This is a genomic window from Clostridium merdae (assembly GCF_900176635.1).
In the GTDB taxonomy this organism is placed as follows: domain Bacteria; phylum Bacillota; class Clostridia; order Oscillospirales; family Acutalibacteraceae; genus Faecalispora; species Faecalispora merdae.
Window position 1 is genome coordinate 255,670 of record NZ_FXLN01000002.1, and the last position, 20,861, is coordinate 276,530.

17 protein-coding genes are annotated in these 20,861 nt (G+C 47.5%); 8 read left to right on the forward strand and 9 right to left on the reverse strand.

Annotated elements, in window-relative coordinates; translation table 11 throughout:
• Complete coding sequence (locus CAN90_RS01300) at nucleotides 1-921, forward strand: phosphodiester glycosidase family protein (protein WP_085832026.1); 921 nt, start codon at nucleotides 1-3, stop codon at nucleotides 919-921.
• A 25-nt stretch (nucleotides 922-946) separates the two neighbouring features.
• Nucleotides 947-1,303 carry a hypothetical protein gene (locus tag CAN90_RS01305; protein ID WP_085832027.1) on the forward strand — a complete coding sequence of 119 codons (357 nt, stop codon included), beginning with the start codon at nucleotides 947-949 and terminating at the stop codon, nucleotides 1,301-1,303.
• Nucleotides 1,304-1,390: 87 nt separating this feature from the next.
• Here CAN90_RS01305 and araD read toward each other — a convergent pair whose 3' ends face one another.
• From araD to CAN90_RS01350, 9 genes are all read right to left on the reverse strand, one after another.
• Nucleotides 1,391-2,086: an L-ribulose-5-phosphate 4-epimerase gene (gene araD / locus CAN90_RS01310; protein WP_085832028.1), complete on the reverse strand. Its 696-nt coding sequence runs from the start codon at nucleotides 2,084-2,086 to the stop codon at nucleotides 1,391-1,393.
• A gap of 31 nt (nucleotides 2,087-2,117) precedes the next feature.
• A complete protein-coding gene (gene araA, locus CAN90_RS01315; RefSeq protein WP_085832029.1) occupies nucleotides 2,118-3,599 on the reverse strand; it encodes an L-arabinose isomerase in 1,482 nt (493 codons plus the stop codon).
• 22 nt (nucleotides 3,600-3,621) lie between these two features.
• On the reverse strand, nucleotides 3,622-5,235 hold the full coding sequence (locus tag CAN90_RS01320; RefSeq protein ID WP_085832030.1) for a xylulokinase: 1,614 nt from the start codon (nucleotides 5,233-5,235) through the stop codon (nucleotides 3,622-3,624).
• A 98-nt stretch (nucleotides 5,236-5,333) separates the two neighbouring features.
• A complete protein-coding gene (locus CAN90_RS01325; RefSeq protein ID WP_085832031.1) occupies nucleotides 5,334-6,347 on the reverse strand; it encodes an ABC transporter permease subunit in 1,014 nt (337 codons plus the stop codon).
• The gene (locus CAN90_RS01330; protein ID WP_085832032.1) at nucleotides 6,344-7,432 is read right to left on the reverse strand and encodes an ABC transporter permease; all 1,089 of its coding nucleotides are present in this window, start codon (nucleotides 7,430-7,432) and stop codon (nucleotides 6,344-6,346) included. The genes CAN90_RS01325 and CAN90_RS01330 overlap by 4 nt, the downstream gene beginning before the upstream one ends.
• A complete protein-coding gene (locus tag CAN90_RS01335) occupies nucleotides 7,429-8,952 on the reverse strand; it encodes a sugar ABC transporter ATP-binding protein (protein ID WP_085832033.1) in 1,524 nt (507 codons plus the stop codon). Before CAN90_RS01335 ends, CAN90_RS01330 begins: the two co-directional genes overlap by 4 nt.
• A 120-nt stretch (nucleotides 8,953-9,072) precedes the next feature.
• Nucleotides 9,073-10,098, reverse strand: coding sequence for an ABC transporter substrate-binding protein (locus tag CAN90_RS01340; RefSeq protein WP_085832034.1), 1,026 nt, complete (start codon nucleotides 10,096-10,098; stop codon nucleotides 9,073-9,075).
• A gap of 177 nt (nucleotides 10,099-10,275) precedes the next feature.
• A complete protein-coding gene (locus tag CAN90_RS01345) occupies nucleotides 10,276-11,715 on the reverse strand; it encodes a sensor histidine kinase (protein WP_085832035.1) in 1,440 nt (479 codons plus the stop codon).
• Entirely contained in the window at nucleotides 11,715-13,325 is a 1,611-nt protein-coding gene (locus CAN90_RS01350) for a response regulator (protein WP_085832036.1), read from the reverse strand. The genes CAN90_RS01345 and CAN90_RS01350 overlap by 1 nt, the downstream gene beginning before the upstream one ends.
• A gap of 700 nt (nucleotides 13,326-14,025) precedes the next feature.
• Between CAN90_RS01350 and CAN90_RS01355 the strand changes: the two genes are divergently transcribed.
• From CAN90_RS01355 to CAN90_RS01380, 6 genes are all read left to right on the forward strand, one after another.
• The gene (locus tag CAN90_RS01355; RefSeq protein ID WP_085832037.1) at nucleotides 14,026-15,630 is read left to right on the forward strand and encodes an ABC transporter substrate-binding protein; all 1,605 of its coding nucleotides are present in this window, start codon (nucleotides 14,026-14,028) and stop codon (nucleotides 15,628-15,630) included.
• 122 nt (nucleotides 15,631-15,752) lie between these two features.
• Complete coding sequence (locus tag CAN90_RS01360) at nucleotides 15,753-16,697, forward strand: ABC transporter permease (protein ID WP_085832038.1); 945 nt, start codon at nucleotides 15,753-15,755, stop codon at nucleotides 16,695-16,697.
• 14 nt (nucleotides 16,698-16,711) lie between these two features.
• Entirely contained in the window at nucleotides 16,712-17,629 is a 918-nt protein-coding gene (locus tag CAN90_RS01365) for an ABC transporter permease (RefSeq protein WP_085832039.1), read from the forward strand.
• 17 nt (nucleotides 17,630-17,646) lie between these two features.
• Complete coding sequence (locus tag CAN90_RS01370; RefSeq protein ID WP_085832040.1) at nucleotides 17,647-18,663, forward strand: ABC transporter ATP-binding protein; 1,017 nt, start codon at nucleotides 17,647-17,649, stop codon at nucleotides 18,661-18,663.
• An 11-nt stretch (nucleotides 18,664-18,674) separates the two neighbouring features.
• Nucleotides 18,675-19,691 carry an ABC transporter ATP-binding protein gene (locus CAN90_RS01375; protein ID WP_085832041.1) on the forward strand — a complete coding sequence of 339 codons (1,017 nt, stop codon included), beginning with the start codon at nucleotides 18,675-18,677 and terminating at the stop codon, nucleotides 19,689-19,691.
• A gap of 26 nt (nucleotides 19,692-19,717) precedes the next feature.
• The gene (locus tag CAN90_RS01380) at nucleotides 19,718-20,857 is read left to right on the forward strand and encodes a M20/M25/M40 family metallo-hydrolase (protein WP_085832042.1); all 1,140 of its coding nucleotides are present in this window, start codon (nucleotides 19,718-19,720) and stop codon (nucleotides 20,855-20,857) included.
• Nucleotides 20,858-20,861: the final 4 nt, after the last annotated feature.

Consider the following 20,861-nt stretch of genomic DNA (forward strand, 5'->3'; position numbering starts at 1 on the left):
ATGAAAAAGAAAGTACGATTTTTGTGGCCACTGTGTTACGGGCTTTGCCTCGCCATTTTTACTGCTTATGTGTTGTTGGACGCATTTGTTATTCCTCGCAGCTATACGCAAACACCGGGTGTTTTGGGAGAAAAGAGCACATCTTCTTTGGTAAGCTCCGGGTTAAATAATTCCGAGTCTGCAACGTCTGCCGTGGTATCAGACACCACATATAAAGATAGTAAAACGAGCATTGAGCTCAAGCAATATCGTGAGAATGATACCAACATTTATGTTGCAGATATTGCACTAACAGAAAGCAGTGGGCTTAAAGCGGCACTTGCAAATAATACTTATGGCAAGAATATTACACAGAAAACGTCTGTTATAGCAGAGCAGAATAATGCTGTACTTGCTATAAACGGAGATTATTACAGTGCTCGAAGCGGCTATGTGATTCGGGATGGGGTGTTATACCGAGAGACCTCGTCAGATTCTTCTCAACAGGATTTGGTAATAAAGCAGGACGGCTCCTTTGAAATTATTACTGAAGGCACGGTAACTGCCAAACAGCTTCTGGAGAACGGCGCACGACAGGTGCTGTCGTTTGGCCCCGCTTTGGTTGAGGGGGAAGAAATAGCGGTCACTGAAGATGAAGAGGTTGGCAAAGCAATGGCGAGTAATCCCCGTACCGCAATCGGCCAAGTGGATGACCTGCATTATGTAATGGTTGTGGCGGATGGCCGCACAGACGAAAGTGTGGGGCTATCTTTATATCAATTAGCGCAATTTATGACGAGCCTTGGTGTAAAAACAGCGTATAATCTGGATGGCGGTGGTTCCTCCACCATGGTTTTCAATGGGAAAATAATCAATCAACCAACTACGGGAGGGAATAAAATTAGCGAAAGGAAGGTGAGCGACATTGTCTATATTCAGTGATTCTATATTGAGAAGAACGGCTAAAATGTATGGAGTAATAACGATTTTCTGTGGAGTATTTGGAATTGTTTATGAGCAGTACAGCCATGGCGTGTTCTCTCCTTTTATGGGTCTGCTATTTTTATTCCCACTGTTGGGTGGTTTTTTCCCATTTCTCATATTAAGTTCAAAACGAGTAAAAAAACCGCCGAGTACAATGTCTCGTTACACATATCACTCGGGCTTGGCAACACTCACAACAGGAAGTTTGCTGACCGGAGTATTCGATATTTATGGAACTACGGCTCCGCTTGTGAACGTATATTGGTTTGTTGGCAGCCTGTTTACTGTTGGCGGAATCGTTTTATATATCCAATCTCTTCATAAACAGAAGAGAGTATAGAAAAGACCCCGAAAGCCCAAAAGGCTTTCGGGGTCTTTTCTGGATAATTAGGAGGAATGAGAAAAGAAAAAGTATCTTGTAATCAAGTTAATTGTTTTGGCCGTAATAGGCGGCCGGGCCATGCTTACGCAGGTAGTGCTTATCGAGTAAATCCTGCTGCATGGGTGGAATGTCTGGGCAAAGGGCTAAGTTGTGCCACGCCATAAAGGCAACCTCTTCCAGTACAACGGCGTTGTGTACTGCGTCCATTGGGGAGGAGCCCCAAGCAAATGGGCCGTGGCTGGCAACCAGAACCCCTGGCATTTCACTGGGGTCATGGTTCTGGAAGGTTTCCACAATGACTTTTCCGGTTTCCAGTTCATATTTGCCTTTGATTTCAGCCGGAGTCATGAGTCGGGTGCAGGGAATTTCACCGTAAAAGTAATCTCCCTGCGTGGTGCCCAGTGCGGGGATCCCTCGGTTGGATTGCGCAAATATCGTTGCCCACCGGCTGTGCGTATGTACCACACCGCCAATAGAGGGAAAGCTGCGGTATAGCTCTAAATGCGTTGGAGCGTCGGACGATGGATGCAAAGCTCCCTCTACAACTTCACCGTCACTCAGGCGCATAACCACCATGTCCTCCGGCTTCATATCGGCATATTCCACGCCGCTGGGCTTAATCACCATTAGACCCTGTTCGCGGTCGATACCGCTCACGTTTCCCCACGTAAAGGTGACTAAGTGGTGCTCCGGCAGCAGCTGGTTTGCCTTGTAAACCTGTTCTTTTAGTTGTTCCAGCATAAATTTTTACCTCCAGAAGGAATGGGTCGCCTTATTTTAGCCTAGCGCGCCATACATAGTCAGAGAGAAGCAATTTTTCTTCCAGCTCCTCTGGCACTGTGTCTTTTGTGATGTGAACAAACTCCATTTCCATCATGCGTGCGAAGTCACGGAGCTGATCTGCGGTAACATCGTAGCTGAGGGTGGTGTGGTGGGCGCCGCCTGCAATAATCCAGCACTTTGCCCCGGTTTTTAAGTCGGGCATGGGTTTCCACATCACGCGGGCTACCGGGAGGTTCGGCATACTCTGCGTAGGCTGAATGCACTCAATGTCCTGCACTAGCAAACGGAAGCGACCGCCCATATCGATTAGGCAGGCAACCACTGCGTTGCCGGGGTGACCCTCAAATACAAGGCGTGCGGGGGGCTCCTTACCGCCTATGCCAAGCGGGTGCACTTCAATTCGTGGCTTTTCCAGTGCTACGCTAGGGCAAACCTCAAGCATATGCGAACCAAGCGAAAGTTCTTTTCCGCGGGTTAAATCGTAGGTGTAGTCTTCCATAAAGGTGGTACCGCCACTCATGCCACTGCCGATCACCTTGCATATGCGGGTCATAGCGGCTACCTTCCAGTCGCCCTCCCCACCGTAGCCGTAGCCCTGCTCCATCAGCCGCTGCGACGCAAGGCCGGGCAGCTGGCGCATTCCATATAGGTCTTCAAAGGTATTGGAATAAGCGGTGCAGCCCTCACGGTCGAGCATCTGCTTGATTGCAATTTCCTCCCGTGCCTGGTAGCGAATCGACTCTAAATCACTTGTCGCGATGGTGTATTTCTCTTCGTATTCCCGCAGCAGTGCGTCTACCTCTGCATCGTTCACAGCTGCTATTTGCTCTGCGAGTTCGCCCACCGGCCAGGTGTTTACCTGCCAGCCGAATTTAATTTGTGCCTCAACCTTGTCGCCCTCGGTAACGGCTACACTGCGCATATTATCGCCAAAACGCATGACTCGCAGGTTTCGGCTTTCCTGCACACCGGCTGCGGCGCGCATCCAGCTTCCAATGCTTTGCTGAACGTCGTCATCCTGCCAATAGCCGGTTACCACCTTACGGGGGGAGCGCATGCGCGCACCGATGAAGCCATGCTCTCGGTCGCCATGGGCACTTTGGTGCAGGTTCATGTAATCCATGTCGATTTCTTCATTTGGTATGGTGCGGTTAAACTGTGTGTGAAAATGAAGCCAAGGCTTTTGCAGCAGATTTAGCCCGTTAATCCACAGCTTGGAGGGGCTAAAGGTGTGGCAAAAGGTAATAATACCCGCGCAGGAATCGTCGTAGTTGGCTTCTTTGATTACTTGAACGGCTGTCTCGTTGGTTTTAATAATCTCTTTGTAAATCACTGGGAACGGCAGATTGCCGCTTTGGTTCATGCTATCAACCATAGTCCGGCAGTCTTTTTCTACCTGCGCCAGTGTTTCGGGCCCATATAAAAACTGGCTGCCTACTACAAACCAGAATTTGTATTCCATCTTTTGCATGCAAATCCCTCATTTCACAAATTCATTTTAAGTATTCTACCGCGGCACGCTCAATGGCTAAGCCCGCGTGGTAACGTTTCATATATTCAGCAAAGCCGGCTTCGGCTTCTGGGTCGGGCGAGATACTTTCGCTGTTCATAGAGGAGAATACACAGTCACTTAAAAACTGTTCGAGTGTTTGATTCTTCTGCTTTTCCCGCAGGTATGCGGCTAGCAGTGCAATGCCCCAAGCGCCACCTTCTCCGGCAGTTTCCATTACGGCTACGGGTGTGTGCAGAGCAGATGCCATTAGAGCCTGACCAACGCCCTTTGTTTTGAATAAACCGCCGTGACCAAGCAATGTGGTAACGTGAACCTGCTCCTCTGCTAATAGGTCCATTCCTATTTTTAGGGTGGCAATGGTAGCGTAGAGCAGAGTGCGGGCAAAGTTTGCGAAGGTAAGGTCGCTGCCCGGCGTGCGAACAAACAGTGGGCGGCCTTCCTCCAAGCCGGTGATGGGTTCACCGGAGTAGTAATTATACGATAAGAGTCCGGCACAATCGGGAGAGCCCTTAAGCGCCTCATAATAAAAGGCATCATAAAGCTCTGCCTTGCTCTTTTGAATGCCGAGTGCAATCATTGCCTGCGAGAACACACGAACCCAAGCGTCCAAATCCGACGTGCAGTTGTTGCAATGCACCATAGCCGTCGGTTTGCCGGTGGGGGTGGTCACCATGTCAATCTCCGGGTATACGCGCGAGAGCGGGCGTTCCAAAACAATCATGGCGAAGATGGAGGTCCCAGCAGAAATATTACCGGTTTTTTCAGCTACGCTGTTGGTAGCCGTCATACCCGTGCCTGCGTCGCCCTCGGGAGGGCAGAGCGGAACTCCGGGTAAAAGCTGACCGCTTGGGTCAAGAAGCTTTGCCCCCTCTGGGGTGAGAACTCCCGCTGCATCACCGGCGGTGAGCACTTGGGGGAGTAGGTCGCTTAAGCGCTGAGTAAAACCATCCTTTCGAGCAAGCTCTTCAAACTGGCGGATGCGGAGTTCGTCGTAATCTCCGGTTTCACTGTGAATCGGGAATACACCGGAGGCATCTCCAACGCCAAGAACCTTTACTCCGGTCAATTTCCAGTGAACATATCCTGCCAATGTGGTGAGGAATGCAATTTGGCTTATATGGGGCTCTTTGTTTAAGATGGCTTGGTAGAGGTGAGCAATGCTCCACCGCTGCGGTATGTTAAAGTCAAATTTTTCAGTAAGTATGGCTGCCGCCTGCTCGGTAATCACGTTGCGCCACGTGCGGAAGGGAACAAGCTGTTCACCGTTCGAATCAAAAGCAAGGTAGCCGTGCATCATGGCAGAAATACCAAGTGCACCAATTTTGACAAGGGGCACGCCGTATTGTTCCTGCACTTGTACCGAAAGGCTGGAAAAGCTTGCCTGAAGCCCTTTCCAAACGTCGTCGAGCGGGTAAGTCCATATGCCATTTTCAAACCGGTTCTGCCAGTCGTACCCGCCAGACGCGAGTGGTGCGTGGTCAGGGCCGATTAGCACTGCTTTAATACGTGTAGAGCCAAGCTCTATGCCAAGCGCGGTGTTTCCCTCGGTAATCCATTGCTGAGGGGAGTGCGCAGCAGAGGCTGGTTGTTTCATAAAGTACCTCCTAAAGTGCAGAGGCCTGTGCCCGCTGCGCGGGGGGATAAACCGGAGGGGCACAGGCTGAGCTCGTATATAAAATTAGATGAGCATACTTAGATATTTTTCTTTTTGCGAGAGAAGATGATACTCTGTAAAACAATAAAGAAGCAAAGCAGGGAAGAAAGAGCAATACGAACCCACCAGCTTGAGAGAGTACCCTGTGTGGTAATCAGACTTGAGATGGTCCCCTTAATCAATACACCAAACAGCGTTCCAACCGGGTTGCCCACACCGCCGGAAAGCAGGGTGCCGCCTATAACCGAGGCAGAGATGGCGTCCATTTCAAGACCCTTTGCCTGCTCTACAAAGCCGGCGCAGCTATTGAGGGTGAATAAAAAGCCACCTAGACCAACCAGAAAACCATTGAGCAGGTACGCCTGAAACTTTGTGCGGCGCACATTGAGCCCCATCATCAAAGAGCTTTGCTGGCTGCCGCCGATGGCATACAGCCTACGCCCAAACTTGGTGTATTTGAGTGTGATGGCGATGAGCACAAGGGCTAATATGGCAATAATAACGGTGGGGTAAATATAGGCGGGCTGAAAAACTCCTTTTTTATTGTGAGTACCAATGGGTAAATAAATTTTATAGTTCGCCCAAGCAAGAAAGGTTTCATTTTTAATGGAAATCATTTGCTTGCTGATGACCGCCGTCATACCGCGGCCAAAGAACAAGCCGGCAAGGGTAACGATAAACGGTTGAATGTCGAGGTACGAGATTAAATAACCCTGTACTAAACCAAAGCCGATGCCGATTAATAGAGAAACAAATAAGGCTGTATAGGCGCTCGCTCCGGCAATTTCCATCAGGTAGGCGGAGGCCATGGCAACGAGCGCCGTAACGGAGCCGACTGAAATATCGATACCACCCGTAATCATAACGAGCGTCAGTCCCAAAGAAATAACAATTAGGCCGGCATTTGAAATGAACAGATTCAAGAACATTTGCGGCTTAGCAAAGCCGGCATCTGCAAAATAAACGGCACCTGCTGCGTACATAACTACAAATAAAGCGATGGTTACAAACAGCAGAAAGCCGGTATCGTTTAAATGGAGCTTTTTTCTCATGATGCCGCACCCTCCTTTCGACCAGCGGCTGCATTTTGCCGCAGCTTTGCCTGGAAGGCATGGAATTTTTGCTGGAATACCGGGCTTTGAAAGACCACGATAAGAATAACAACAATCGCCTTGTAAACCGGCAATTGGTCGGAAGAAATCTTCATGGCGTAGAGCGTTGTGGTAAGCGCCTGTATGGTATATGCACCAATTACGGAGCCCATTAAGCTGAATTTACCACCGGAGAGAAGATTCCCACCGAGCGCGACTGCCAAGATCGCATCCATCTCCAAATTCAGACCAATGTTATTCGCATCTGCGGAATAGATGCGGCTGGATGCAACAAATCCAGCTAATCCCGCTAAGAGCCCGCAGATAACATAGGTAATAAATTTAATGCGGGTGGCATTCAGGCCAACAATGCGTGCAGCACTACTATTGATACCAACGCTTTCTATGTACAGGCCAAGCGTAGTGAATTTAAGTGCGATTGCCACCAATGCGACCGTTCCGATGGCAAAGAAAATAGGAGTGGGAATGGGGCAACCGGGGATGTAACCACCGGCAATTTTGTATTCTTCTACACGAATATAAGTGATTTGTCCACGGGTAACGAGCTGTGCAATGCCGCGCCCCGCCGTGAACAGGATTAGGGTTGCTACCATGGGTTGAATATTCAGTCTTGCGACCAGTATGCCATTAAAAGCACCGCACAGCATTGAGGCAAAAAGAGCCGCGGCAATAGCTAATATTAATGGATTGCGGAAAATAGTAGTAGAAACATCGCCGCCTGAAAGAATCTGGCAGCATACGGCTGCGGATACCGCCATAACGGCACCTACGCTAATGTCTTGCCCACCGGAGGCAGCTGTAACGAGCGTCATGCCAATGGCGAGAATCACAAGCTCGGAGGCTCGATTGATAACATCGACCACATAACCATACAGAACGCCTTCATTTACGGAGATGTTAAAAAAGTTGGGTGTTTTAATTACGTTTGCTAATAGTACTATGACTAGAAAAACAATTGGCAAAAACAGGTGGTGACCGGTTATGCTGTGAATTGTTTCAGAACGTGTTTTTTTCTGATTGCTCATACTGCCGAATCCCCCCCTGCAATGGTGTGCATGATTTTGTCTTGCGATAAATCGTTGCCGGTCAGTTCTCCCACCTTTTCGCGGTCACGCATTACCACCATGCGAGAGCAAGTACGCAGCATTTCTTCAATTTCAGAAGAAATAAAGGTAATGCTCATTCCCTGTTCGGCAAGCTGAAGTATCAGCTTTTGAATTTCCGTCTTGGTGCCAATGTCAATACCGCGTGTGGGTTCATCTAGAATTAGAAATTCAGGGTTTGTCAGCAGCCAGCGGCCGATAATCACCTTTTGCTGGTTACCGCCTGAAAGGCTGCGAATGGGCGTTTCGCGGCTGGCTGTTTTTATTTGCAAAAGCTCAATGTATTTGTCTGCAAAGTCCTCCATGTCTTTGCGACTAATCGGGTGAAAGATGCCGCGCTTGGTTTGCAGTGCAATAATAATATTTTCTCGTACCGAGAGGTCTGAAAAAATACCGTCACGCTTACGGTCTTCGGGAAGATATGCCATGCCGTGCATCATTGCCTGAAGCGGAGAATCAATTTTTACAGGCTTTCCCTTTATTTTTAACGAACCGCCGTCGGGTTTGTCAGCTCCATAAATAGTTCGCACCAATTCGCTGCGACCTGAGCCCAAAAGACCGGTAAGGCCAACGACTTCTCCCGGATAGCAGCATAAGTCAAAGGGTCGAATGTGCCCTTGGCTGTATAACTCTTCCGCTTGCAGCAATGGGTCTTGCTCCTGAACGCTCTTTTCGGTTTCTTTCAGGGATTTTATTTGGGCGAGGTCATCAAAATCCTTACCCATCATTTTAGCTACCAGTTGTAACCGCGGAAGTTCAGAGACAAGGTATTCTCCCACCAACTCTCCGTTACGCAACACAGTAATGCGGTCGCATACGGCATATACCTGCTCCAGAAAATGCGTAACAAAAATAATTCCTACATCCTGTTCTTTCAGTCGCCGCATTAATTCGAAGAGCTTTTCTACCTCTCCATCATCCAGAGAGGAGGTTGGCTCATCCAAAATCAATACCTTGCACTGCATATCAACCGCTCGAGCAATGGCGACCATTTGCTGAACCGCAATGGAACAGTCACTTAATTGCCGTGAGGGTTCTACTTCAATATCCAGGTGTTCCAGCAGTTCGCTGGAGCGCCGGTTCATTTCTTTCCAATCAATCAAACCCATTCTGCGGGGCTCACGGTCAATAAACAGGTTTTCCGCCACAGTTAGGTTTGGGCATAAATTAATTTCTTGGTAAACAGTACTAATTCCCTTGCGCTGCGCCTCCTGCGGGGAGCGGATTAATGCCGGCTCGCCGCCGTTCAGGCGTACTTCTCCGTTATCCATTGAGTAAACGCCGGTCAATACCTTTATTAGAGTTGATTTTCCTGCGCCATTCTCACCCATAAGGGCATGAATTTCTGCCTTTCGCAAGGTAAAATCTACATTTTGGAGTGCCCTGACTCCGGGGAAGAGTTTTGTGATTCCACGCATTGTTAAAACAATGTTTTCTTCCATGGGTCGCCACCTGCTTTCGGAATATAAAGGGATAAAAATAGTGGTGCGAAGCTCCGGAACATTATCCGGATGCTCCGCACCACCTGGAACATATCTTTGTTATGGGGGATAAGTGATTAATTAATAGGCACGTGCATTAATAACTTCTTGTGTAATGGTGTTTGCATCGAATGCTTCTTCATTTACATAAGCAAGTTTTTGAGGGGTCTTGCCGGCTTTCAGGTCTTTGATGATCGCTTCTACACGGGGGCCATGTAGCGGGTTGCATTCTACGTTGTAGTTGATTTTGCCCTTTAGGGTTGCCTCTAAACCAGCTTTTGTTGCGTCGAAGGAGATAACGGTGATGTCGCCGCCCTTACCAGCTTTTTTGCCGGCTGCTTCAATCGCATCAATTGCGCCGAATGCCATGTTGTCGTTCTCGCAGTATACAACGTCAATCTTATCGTTTTGCTTGAGGATGCTCTCCATGACTTCCTGACCCTTAGCCTGTGTAAACTCACCGGTCTGCTGAGCAATCAGCTTCCAGCCGGAGTTTGCTTTCACGCCAGCCTCAAGACCTTCGGTACGTCCGATTTGAGCGGAAGAGCCGATGGTTCCCTGTAGGTGAACGATGTTGAGCGCTTTCTTGTCTTTCAGGCTGTCTGCCATCCATTTCACAGCGGTGTCACCTTCCTTGCGGAAGTCGGAGCCGACCCAGCAAGTAAAGAGAGAGTCATCAGAAACGTCGATCATACGGTCAACGATGATAACCGGGATGCTGGCATCCTTTGCCTCTTTGAGTACGGTGTCCCAACCGGTTTGAGTAACGGGGGCTAGAACGATGAAATCGACTTCCTGCTGTATGAAGTTACGGATTGCAGTAATCTGGTTTTCTTGTTTTTGCTGTGCGTCGTCAAAAATCAGCTTGTAGCCGTTAGCCTCAGTGAAAACCTCTTTCATGGAGGCGGTGTTGGCAGTACGCCAGTCAGATTCTGCACCAACCTGTGAAAAACCAACTACGGTTAGTTTGTTGGAATCTCCACCGGTTGCTTTGCTTTCGGATGATGCTGCTGGAGCTGCCGCAGAGCTGTTGGAGGTGGTACCGCCACAGGCTGCGAAGCTGAGGGCCATGGTCATGGCCAGAAGAACAGATAACAACTTTTTCATACATTTTCTCCTCCTAAATTGTTTTGAAAAAGGATCGCGAAATTAAAATGACTGTTTATCTGTTGCCGTTATTTGCATTATACTCGGCAACTTGATGGAAGACCATGGATATATTTTGGGTGTTAGTTATAAATTTTAGGTTTATAAAATGGATTTTTTAAAAAGTTGATTATTTTCTTATTCAAGTTGATTTCGTTTGGGAATTTTTGCCATTACCCTAGTTCCGACATTTTTTTCAGATTCAAAAAGTAGCCCATAAGGCTCACCGCAATAAAGACGAAGCCGCTGCTGAACGTTGGAAAGGCCAAACCCCTTTGCGCGGTTTTCCAATAGCCGGCTTTGCAGTGCGGTCAACTCCTGCTGCGACATTCCAATGCCGTTGTCTTCCACACAGATGATAATGTCATCCTGTTCTTCCCAAGCGTGTATGGTGATTTTTCCTTTGGAACGCTTGTGCTTGATTCCATGATAGATAGCGTTTTCCACAAGAGGCTGGAGCGTAAGCTTGGGAATCGCGTAAGGAAATAGAGAGGCGGGCAGGTCTATTTCATAATCCATAATGTCGTTGTAGCGTATTTTTTGAATCTCGAGGTAGCTGCGAATTTGTTTTTGCTCGGTTTCAATCGTAATAATGTCTTTGCCCTTGCTTAATGAATTGCGAAACAGGCTGGAAAGACTCGTAACCATTTGAATCACCTCGCGGTTACGCTGTGATTCTGCCAGCCAAATAATCGAATCGAAAGTATTGTATAGAAAATGTGGGTTCATTTGCGCTTGTAAAAGCTCTAGCTCGGTGCGACGCAGAGTCATTTGCTCGTTTTTTATATGAACCAGTAAGGACTGTATTCGCTCTGCCATATCATTAAAGCCTTCATCCAGCGTTTTGATTTCAATGGTTCGTGTTTCAATCGGCTCCACATGGAACTCTCCATCGCCGAGGCATTTGGCTTTTTTACAGAGCTGGTCAATGGGGTTTATAATCCGCCGAGAAAAGCGCACGGAGGACAGCACAATCATGGTAACAATTAATATGGAAAAAACGCTTGTTCCCAAAATAGCCGTGAACACACGCGAATTAATTTCTTGCTGTAATTGGGAAAGAAGCTGAATTTCATTATAGATATAGTCGTGCATGTACCGTTCAATAAGAGCAGTAATAATGTAAATGTTGTTTTCCAGCTGATCCATTCGGTCGTTATACCCTTTGGTATTTGAGATGGAAACCATACATTCCTCTAAACGTTTACACATGTTCAGCATGGAATTGAGCCGCCAGCGGTCGTTTGGCTCCGTGGTGGTCTCCATAAGTTGCTGGAGGATGGTTTCGGCTTCCTTTACATCTTTAAGTGGTAAGTCGGGCTTTTGGCTGGGACCGACCACGTAATAGTACATTTCAAGGTCTAACTTTTTCTTAAACTCATTATTAAATTGGGCGGCTGTGTTGGCGTTTTGCAAAGATTCCTTATACTCTTGATTAAAAAATAAGAGCATGCCGAAAAGAACGGCAATAACAAAGAGAAAACCAATAACAACTCCCGTTAACAGCCGCTTAAGCTGTGTTTTCAGGCTGACGGGCAGCCCGGTGTATTTTGAGGGAAAAGACCAAGGGAGGGGCATTATTTCTCCCCCTTCCCGTTCCGGTAATCTCTGGGGGAAAGACCATTCACCTTTTTAAATAGAAAACTAAAATAGTGCGGGTCGTTGTAGCCTACGGCACGGGCGATTTCACTGCTGCTTTTGCCAGTACAGCGCAGCAGCTCCCGCGCATTTTTCATGCGGGTCTCCGTTAAGTACTCCACAAAGGTTTTTCCCGTTTGCTGGCTGAAAATAGTGCTGAAATGTGTGGCACTTACATTCGCAACCCGAGCGACCTTATTCAGGCCAATTTCGGGATCAGAGTAGTTTTCTTCTATGTAATCGAGCACCTTTGCCATCATTTCGCGGTAACGGTCGGTTACAACACTGTCGCGGTATCGAATGGTTTCTTGAAAGAGCTCTACCACGTACTGCTGCATGTTGGGCAGAGATGAAATCGCCGTCTCTAGCTTTTGCTGCAACTGGGGTAAGCCGCCGGGGGTGTGCCCCTCTAGGCTGAGGCCGTCCCAAAATGCGTTGACGGTGAACTGGATGTTTAGCAATACATAATGACGGAATAAAGTGGAGTTCAGGCCGGTGGAACCGATGCTATTAAAGTAGTCTTCCGTAAAAGCCTCCGCGTCCTCCAAAACACCGTTTGTCAAAAACTTACGGATAATCTGTTGATCCATTTTGCTGGCGTCTAAATCATTTAAATTAAAATCTAAAACAGATTTTGTCTGGGTGTGGGTCTGTGGGCTCGAGGTAGGGTATGTAAGCGTTCGATACAGCTTTTTACGAGCCAAGCGGTAGCACTCGGGAATGCTGCTTAGCCGCGGTACAGGGTTGCCGGTTACTACGGTCCATTGTGGTGCCTGCTCTGCCGAGTGGCAAAGCTGCTCAAGCGCCTGCGCACAGCGCTGGGTGGTTTGCTCAATGCTGTCGTCATCCGATTGAATGAGGAATGCGGTTAACTCGATGCCTGCGCCAAAGGGGATGATATTTGGTTCACCTGCAAATATCTGCTCAATTTGGTCTTGAATGGTAGCAGAGGATGCGGTGTAATTGCTATGCAGCAAATCCTCTTCCAGCATAAGCAATACCAGATTATACGTCATGGCAGTGAGATTGATGCCTATTATTTCAGCACGCTCCAATATTTGCGGAATTGGAGTTTTACCCGAAACCAGCAGGTCAAACAGAGAGCGGCGAGAGGATGAAAGGTATTCCTGCACCTCTTTACTGAACTGATTACGGTACTGCTCCGATTGTTGAAGCTTGTCCTTTTTCTTTTTCAAATCGAGTAAAACCTCAACCAACTGGTCTTTGGAAAGAGGCTTTAGCAGGTATTGGCTTACACCGATTTCGATTGCTTTTTTTGCGTAGTTAAAATCGTCGTACCCGCTTAATATGATGATGAGAGTATCTGGCAGCTCTTTTTTTATGAGGCGACTCAGGGAAAGGCCGTCCATAAACGGCATGCGAATATCGGTAATGACAATGTCTGGCTTTTCTTTTTGAATTAACGGCCAGGCGAGCTCGCCATCTGCGGCTTCTCCTACAAATTTAAAGCCATACTCTTCCCACTGTATTAGCTCTTTTATTCCAATACGGATGAGTTGCTCATCCTCTACTAAAAAAACACGGTACATTTTTAAAATCCCCCCATGTGCAAATTGGCTCTTATGGTTTACAAGACTGTTCAAAACAGTTTGATTTCCTAACCTATTAAAGCGATGCGTTAAGCAAATTGAAATTACCGTAATGTGGCAATTCTTTTGTTAATAATATACAGTATTAATAAAAATAAGTAAATGTTTTGTTTTTATTCTAACCATATACCTTCCATTCTGGCGCAATCATAATCTTCTTGAATTGCAATTTGAGTAGTGAATGAGAAAAATAAAGAGGTTGTTTTCTTTTGATTAAATTTGATTTTTTAAGAGGTAATTTGTAGTTTGTGCATTTTGCCCAGTGACTCGTTTCTAAGCACGATGAGCGTTTGTGCAAGTTTATATTTGATATAATTCTTTTTAAATTTTGTGATAATTGACCTTATCTGTTTAATACGTTGAGATAATATAGGTCTATTGCCTATATTTAAAGCGAAAACCGTTTATTTAAAGAGCGTTTTTTAAATAATAATTTGCATAAAATGATTTTAATAAAATACAAACTTGCAAATTGCGTTTTTCTGCTATTGACAAAATGTTTTTCCCGGACGTATAATTCATAAAACATTCTAAAATACAGGCAATAAACAGCTTGCAATGGGGCACGCGGATTTTACAAAATTCGTGTGCCCTTTTGTTATGGGTGTATTTCAAACATTTGTTAGGAGGGTACTATCACATGAAATCGAAGAAGCTAAAACGATTCCTTGCTTTGGTATTAGCGGCTGCAATGTCGCTTTCGGCCTGTTCCGGCTCTACGGGAACACAAAGTGCAGCGGAATCTGGAGCGGGCACTGTACCAGAGAATGCGAAGTACAGAGAAACGCTTCATATTGCAGTAACCCAGCAGGCACCGTCTTTGGATTTGCATAAAAACAGCTCACTGGTTGCAAGGCAAATTTGCGATGGTACCGTTTGGGAAAAGCTCGTCACTCTCAACGCAAAGGCAGAAGCCGTGCCAGAGCTTGCTGAAAAATTTGAAGCAACGAATGAAGGTAAAACGCTTACGTTTGTTCTTCGCAAGGGAGTAAAATTCCACGATGGCAGTGAAATGAAAGCAGATGATGTAGTTGCTTCTATGAACCGCTGGATTGAAGGCTTTAGCTCGGCGGGTACAATGGTAGGCGATGCCCGGTTCTTAAAGGTGGATGATTACACCGTGAAAATCGATGGTAAATCTTCACTGATTTTACTTCCCGCTATGATAGCGGGTGCGGCACAGCCTGCTTCTATTACAACGGCAGCCGCGTGCAAAAATGAAGACAGCAATGGCTTTTTAAAAGATTACATTGGTACCGGCCCCTATAAATTTGCAGAATGGAAGCAGGACCAGTACATTAAGCTTGAGCGTTTTGCAGACTATGTACCCTACGGCACAAAGGGAGCTGAAATGGATGGCTGGAGCGGCTACAAAGCAGCACCTACAAAAACGCTTCAGTTTGATTTAGTGGCAGACCAGGCAACACAGTCAGCCGGGCTGGAGGCTGGGCAGTATGATGTAGGGTATAACATTTCTTACGATGATTACGCCCGATTGGAAAGCAACCCGAATCTAAAAACCGTAAGCTCGCAGATGGGCTCAATTGCATTGGTATTTAACCACAAGCAGGGAATTGCCTCGAAGCAGTATTTCCGCACTGCTGTTAACACAGCCCTTGATTTCGATGAGCTGTTAACAGCAAGCTACGGAAAAGGCTACGAGCTGGGTTCCTCATATATGGACGCCGGCCAGCCCTTCTGGAATTCGGATGCAGGAAAAAAAAATTACAACCAGAAGGACGGAGAGAAAGCCAAGAAAATTCTTGCAGAGAATGGGTATAAGGGCGAAACCTTCACCATTTTAGTTTCTACTCTCAACAAGATGGATAACATGGGAATTGCTATCAAAGCACAGCTTGAGAAAATTGGTATTCCTGTAAAGCTAACGGTGGTTGATTGGGCTACCTTGACCGAATACCGTAAGGATGCCGCAAAATTCGATTTGTACATTACCTCTTTTGCGGAGGTTCCTGTGCCATCACTCAAGCTTTATTTCGGTGCAAAATACCCCGGCTGGTCAGATGATGCGAAACTCCAGAAGCTATTTAAAGAGATGACCTCAGCTCCTACTTTAGAGGAAGCAAAAGCCAAGTGGAGCGAGCTGCAGGGTTACTCTTGGGAATACCTGCCCATCATTTGCCCCGGCCATTATATGGGAATGTTTGCGTGGCAGAAAAATGTAGTTGGTATCAACATGTATAGCGGTGGTCCACGATTCTGGAACGCTGGTGTTGTGGAATCTTGAATTGTAATTTGACAAATAAAAGTATTTTGTAAGTAAATACGTATCTGCCCCCGCTGAGAAGTGGGAGCAGAGAAAAATTCAAAGTAAAATGTCCCATGATTGTAGGCTGAGGAGGGAAAGCGATGCAGAAATTTATTGTTCGAAGACTACTGTCTGTAATTCCAGTTTTGTTTGTGGTATCTGTTGTAATATTTACCTTGCTGAAAATGGTACCGGGCAGCCCGGCCGCAGCAATGCTGGGTGATTTAGCAACGGCGGATGACATTGCAAAGCTAGAATCGAAAATGGGGCTTGATCGCCCCGTGGTGGAACAGTATTTTATCTGGATTGGGAACATGTTCCACGGCGATTTTGGGATTAGCACCGCGGGTGGAGAATCCGTGGCGGCAGTGGTGTTCAGCCACGTAAAACCCACAGTTTCGCTCGCGCTGTATGCCTTGTGCATTGCAAGTGTGATTGCGATTCCCATGGGCATGCTGGCCGCTAAAAATAAGGGCAATGGGATTGACCACGGAGTAACCGTGCTCTCACTGATGGGAATTTCGTTACCTAGCTTTTTGTTTGGTTTGTTCCTGATGTTAATTTTTGCGGTAAAGCTGCATTTCTTCCCGGTTTCTGGCTATGTGGAAATGAGCCGTGGGCTTTGGCCGCATGTTCGGTCACTTACTCTCCCAGCAATTGCGCTTGGTTTTATGAACGCAGCACTGATGATGCGTATGACCCGTTCCGCCATGCTTGAGGTTTTGGGAAGCGATTACATTAAGATGGCAAAGGCAAAGGGTGTACGGAATGTAGTGATTATTGCAAAGCATGCTCTGCGCAATTCGCTAGTGACCATTATTACCATGATTGGGCAGAGTGCAGTTCAAATGCTGGCAGGCGCGGCAGTCATTGAAAGCCTGTTTTCCATTCCCGGTTTAGGGCAGCTCATGGTCAATTCCATTGGTCGGCGTGATTATTACGTAATTCAGGCAATTGTACTGCTCATTGCATTGTTTAATGTACTCATTAACATGCTGGTAGATTTGTTGTACGGGGTTGCAGACCCCAGGGTTCGAGCGGCCTGAGAGGAGGGCAACCTATGCTTCAAACAAATGGTTCAGAAGGTACTTTAACCTATACAGCTGCTCAGAACGACCTGAGTATGCAGAAGAAAAAGCTGGCGCAGGAGCAGCTTGAAATCCGGCTGAAAAAGTTTACACACAACCGTGCTTCGGTGTTCGGGCTTTCCGTTGTTATTTTGGTAATCGTCTTAGCAGTGTTTGCACCGCTGATTGCTATGCATGACCCACTGGCGATGAATACCGCAGATCGCCTGATGGGAATGAGTGCCCAGCATTGGTTTGGCACCGATAATATGGGGCGCGATGTATTTGCCCGTGTTCTCTACGGCGCACGAATTTCACTTCTCGTCGGGTTTACGGTTGGTCTTATTTCCGGTTTTCTTGGTCTTGTAATAGGGCTTTACGCTAGCACGAATAAGTTCGCTGATAACATTTTAATGCGCGTTTGTGATGGTCTGAAAGCAATCCCTAGCACGCTTCTCGCAATTACCATGATGGCGGTTTTGGGTGCGGACATTAAAAATGTAATCATTAGTCTTACGGTGGTCAATATTCCGAACATGGCACGTCTTGCACGCAGCCAGGCGATGGTGGTGCGGGAGCAGACGTATATTGAGGCAATGCGATGCCTTGGCTCTTCGCAGAAGCGAATCCTCTGGGCACACATTGTACCCAATATCCTGTCGCCAATGATTGTTCAAATGACCTTTGTATTCGCCAGTGCCATTATTACCGAGGCAGCTTTAAGCTTCCTTGGCGCCGGGGTTCCTGCTCCTGCACCGAGCTGGGGCAATATTTTAAAAGAGGGTAAGGATGTTATCTATACTGCTTGGTGGATGATTTTGTACCCCGGTATCTTTACCGCGATGACGGTTTTGGGGCTGAACCTTTTGGGTGACGGCATTCGAGACCTGCTCGACCCAAAGAGCAATTAAGAAAGGAGGGCAGCAACATGGAAACGGTATTACAGGTTGCAAATTTGTGTACGGAGTTTAAAACCGAGCGCGGAATGCTTAAAGCAGTAGACGGCGTAAGTTTTGAGGTTCACGAGGGAGAAATGCTTGGTATCGTGGGGGAATCTGGGTGCGGAAAAAGTGTTACCTCACAGTCAATTTTACGGCTCTATGATGAAAAGTCGTTTGTGCGGTACTCCGGGGACATCCTGTTTCATCAAGAAAGCCTGCTCTCTCTTCCGGAAAGGCAGATGGAAAGCGTGCGCGGGGCAAAAATCTCCATGGTGTTTCAGGATGCGCTCAGCTCACTGAATCCGGTTTTTACCGTGGGGGATCAAATTGTGGAAGCCATTCTGATTCACCAGAAAAAAACCAAAGCGCAGGCTAAGGAGCAGGCTATTGAAATGCTGGATTTGGTAGGTATACCAGACCCCGCCCGGCGGTTTTACCAGTACCCGTTTGAGCTTTCCGGCGGAATGCGGCAGAGGGTGATGATCGCGGTTGCGCTGGCCTGCCACCCACAGCTTTTAATTGCCGATGAGCCTACAACCGCACTCGATGTAACGATACAGGCACAGATAATGGATTTGATTGTGGAGATGAACAAGAAGCTCGGTATGGCCGTCATGCTCATTACACATGATTTGGCAGTGGTTGCCGAAACCTGCGACCGAGTGATTGTAATGTACCTTGGTCAAATTGTAGAAGAGGGGCGGGTAGAGGATATTTTTGATCACCCCATGCACCCATATACCGTGGGACTCATGAATTCCATCCCTAAGCTTGAAACAACCAAGGCAACACGTCTATACCAAATCAGTGGTACTGTGCCGCTGTTAAGTCAGATTCCGTCAGGCTGTCGGTTTGCCCCTCGCTGCCCTTATGCTACGGAGCGGTGCCTTGAAGAAATGCCAGAGCTTCGTTCGGTTTCGGAAACGCAGGGCGTGCGCTGCCATTACCAGAATGAAAGAAGTAGCGAGTTAGAGCAAACGTCCTTTAACTATGAGGCAGGTTAGGAGGGAACGAGATGACAAATACCGCAAGAGTGGTTTTACGCGGAACCGGGGTGAAGAAATATTTCCCCGTACGCGGCTCTGTGATGAACCGAGAAAAAAAGGATGTTAAAGCGGTGGATGGTGTAGATATTGCCCTACACGAGGGTGAGATTTACGGCCTAGTAGGGGAAACTGGGTGTGGCAAAAGCACGCTTGGACGTACTCTGGCGTATTTAACCGAGCCTACCGGCGGCTCCATTGAAGTGCTGGATCAGGATATTACGCAGATGAAGCGCCAGCAGTTGATTGAAATGCGGCGCAACATTCAAATGGTGTTTCAGGACCCGTATACCTCATTGGACCCCAAGCAGAGGGTGGGTGATATTTTGACCGAAGCATTGAAAATCCATAACATTGGCACCAAAGAATCCAGAATGGATACCGCAGTAGAAATCATGGAAAAGGTTGGTCTACGGCTCGAGCATTACTATCGCTATCCGCATGAGTTTTCTGGCGGTCAGCGCCAGAGAGTCGGCCTTGCCAGGGCGCTCATTCTAAACCCCAAGATTATTATTTGTGATGAGCCGGTCTCTGCACTCGATGTTTCGATTCAGGCACAAATCATTAATTTACTGCAAGATTTGAGAGAAAAAGACCACATTTCATTTTTGTTCATCGCTCACGACATGAGTGTGGTAAAATATGTATCAGACAGAGTTGGTGTTATGTATTTGGGGCACATGATGGAAGAAGCCGATACAGAAGAGTTATTCCAAAATACTTTGCACCCTTATGCAAAGGCTTTGCTTTCCGCCGTACCCAATCCCTCACCCCATACGAAAAAAGAGAGAATTGTATTAAAAGGAGATCTTCCTTCCCCCATTAACCTGCCGTCCGGCTGTGTGTTCCATACACGCTGCCCCTATGCAACGGAGCAGTGTTCATTGCAAACGCCCCAGCTAAAGCTGGTAGCCCCGGGGCATCGGGTTGCTTGCCTAATGTATGAGCAGGGCTGGTCGGGCACAGAAATGAACGCTTCCCAAGAGTAAAAATTAGAATATGGAGGTGTTAATGATTGACACAAAAGGCTCAGGATTTTTTAACCGCTCATGAAAAAGAGGCGTACGAACTGCTGAAAACGCTGGCGGCAATCCCTTCTCCCTCCAACCAGGAAGAACAAAGAATGGAGTTTTGCAGGCATTGGCTAGAAGCCTGCGGGGCACAAGGGGTATATACCGACAGCGCACTCAATGTAATTTGCCCTGTTGGAGTAACCAAAGAGAATCCGGTGGTTATTTTTTGCGCCCATACCGATGTGGTCTTCCCGGATACCGACCCCCTCCCCGTACGGGAGCATTCTGGTCGGCTATGGGCGCCGGGTGTGGGAGACGACACGGCGAATTTGGCGGCGCTGATGCTAACCGCAAAATATGTTATTACCGAGAGGCTTACCCCTTTAAACGGGGTAGGGGTACTGTTTGTTTGTAATTCCGGCGAAGAGGGGATGGGCAACCTGAAAGGCTCCCGCAAGCTCTGCGAAGAATATGAGGGGCGTATTCAAGCGTTTTATAGCTTTGACGGCACCATGACACATGTGGTGAACCGATCTGTGGGTTCGGAGCGCTTTCGGGTAAGTGTGACAACTAAGGGTGGGCACTCCTATATGGATTTTGGTCGGCCCAATGCCATTGCACAGCTGGCGGCTGTTGTGTGCGACCTGTACCAGGTAAAGGTTCCTCTATATGGCAAAACAACCTGCAATGTGGGAACAATAACCGGAGGAACCTCGGTAAATACCATTGCACAGAATGCAGAAATGCTGTGCGAGTACCGGTCAGACGATGCCCGCGGGCTGCAATATATGAGAGAAGAGTTCGAACGAATTTTCACCTCACACCGCAAAAAGGGAGTGGAGCTTACCTTGGAACAGGTCGGGAGCCGACCGGGTGAGGCTCTAACGGAATCTGCTTCCGCAGAACGCGACCGAATGGTAAAAAGGGCGGCAGATATTATTGAGCAGGTTACGGGCAAGCGACCCAGCGCCGCTTCCTCTTCCACTGACTGCAACATCCCCTTATCACAGGGGATTCCCAGTATTTGCTATGGGGCGTACTACGGGAGCGGTGCACATACCAGAGAAGAATATGTAGAAATCGATTCTTTGCCGCTTGGGTATCGGGTTGTAATGGAAAGCGTGCTGGACTATTTTTTGTAGAACC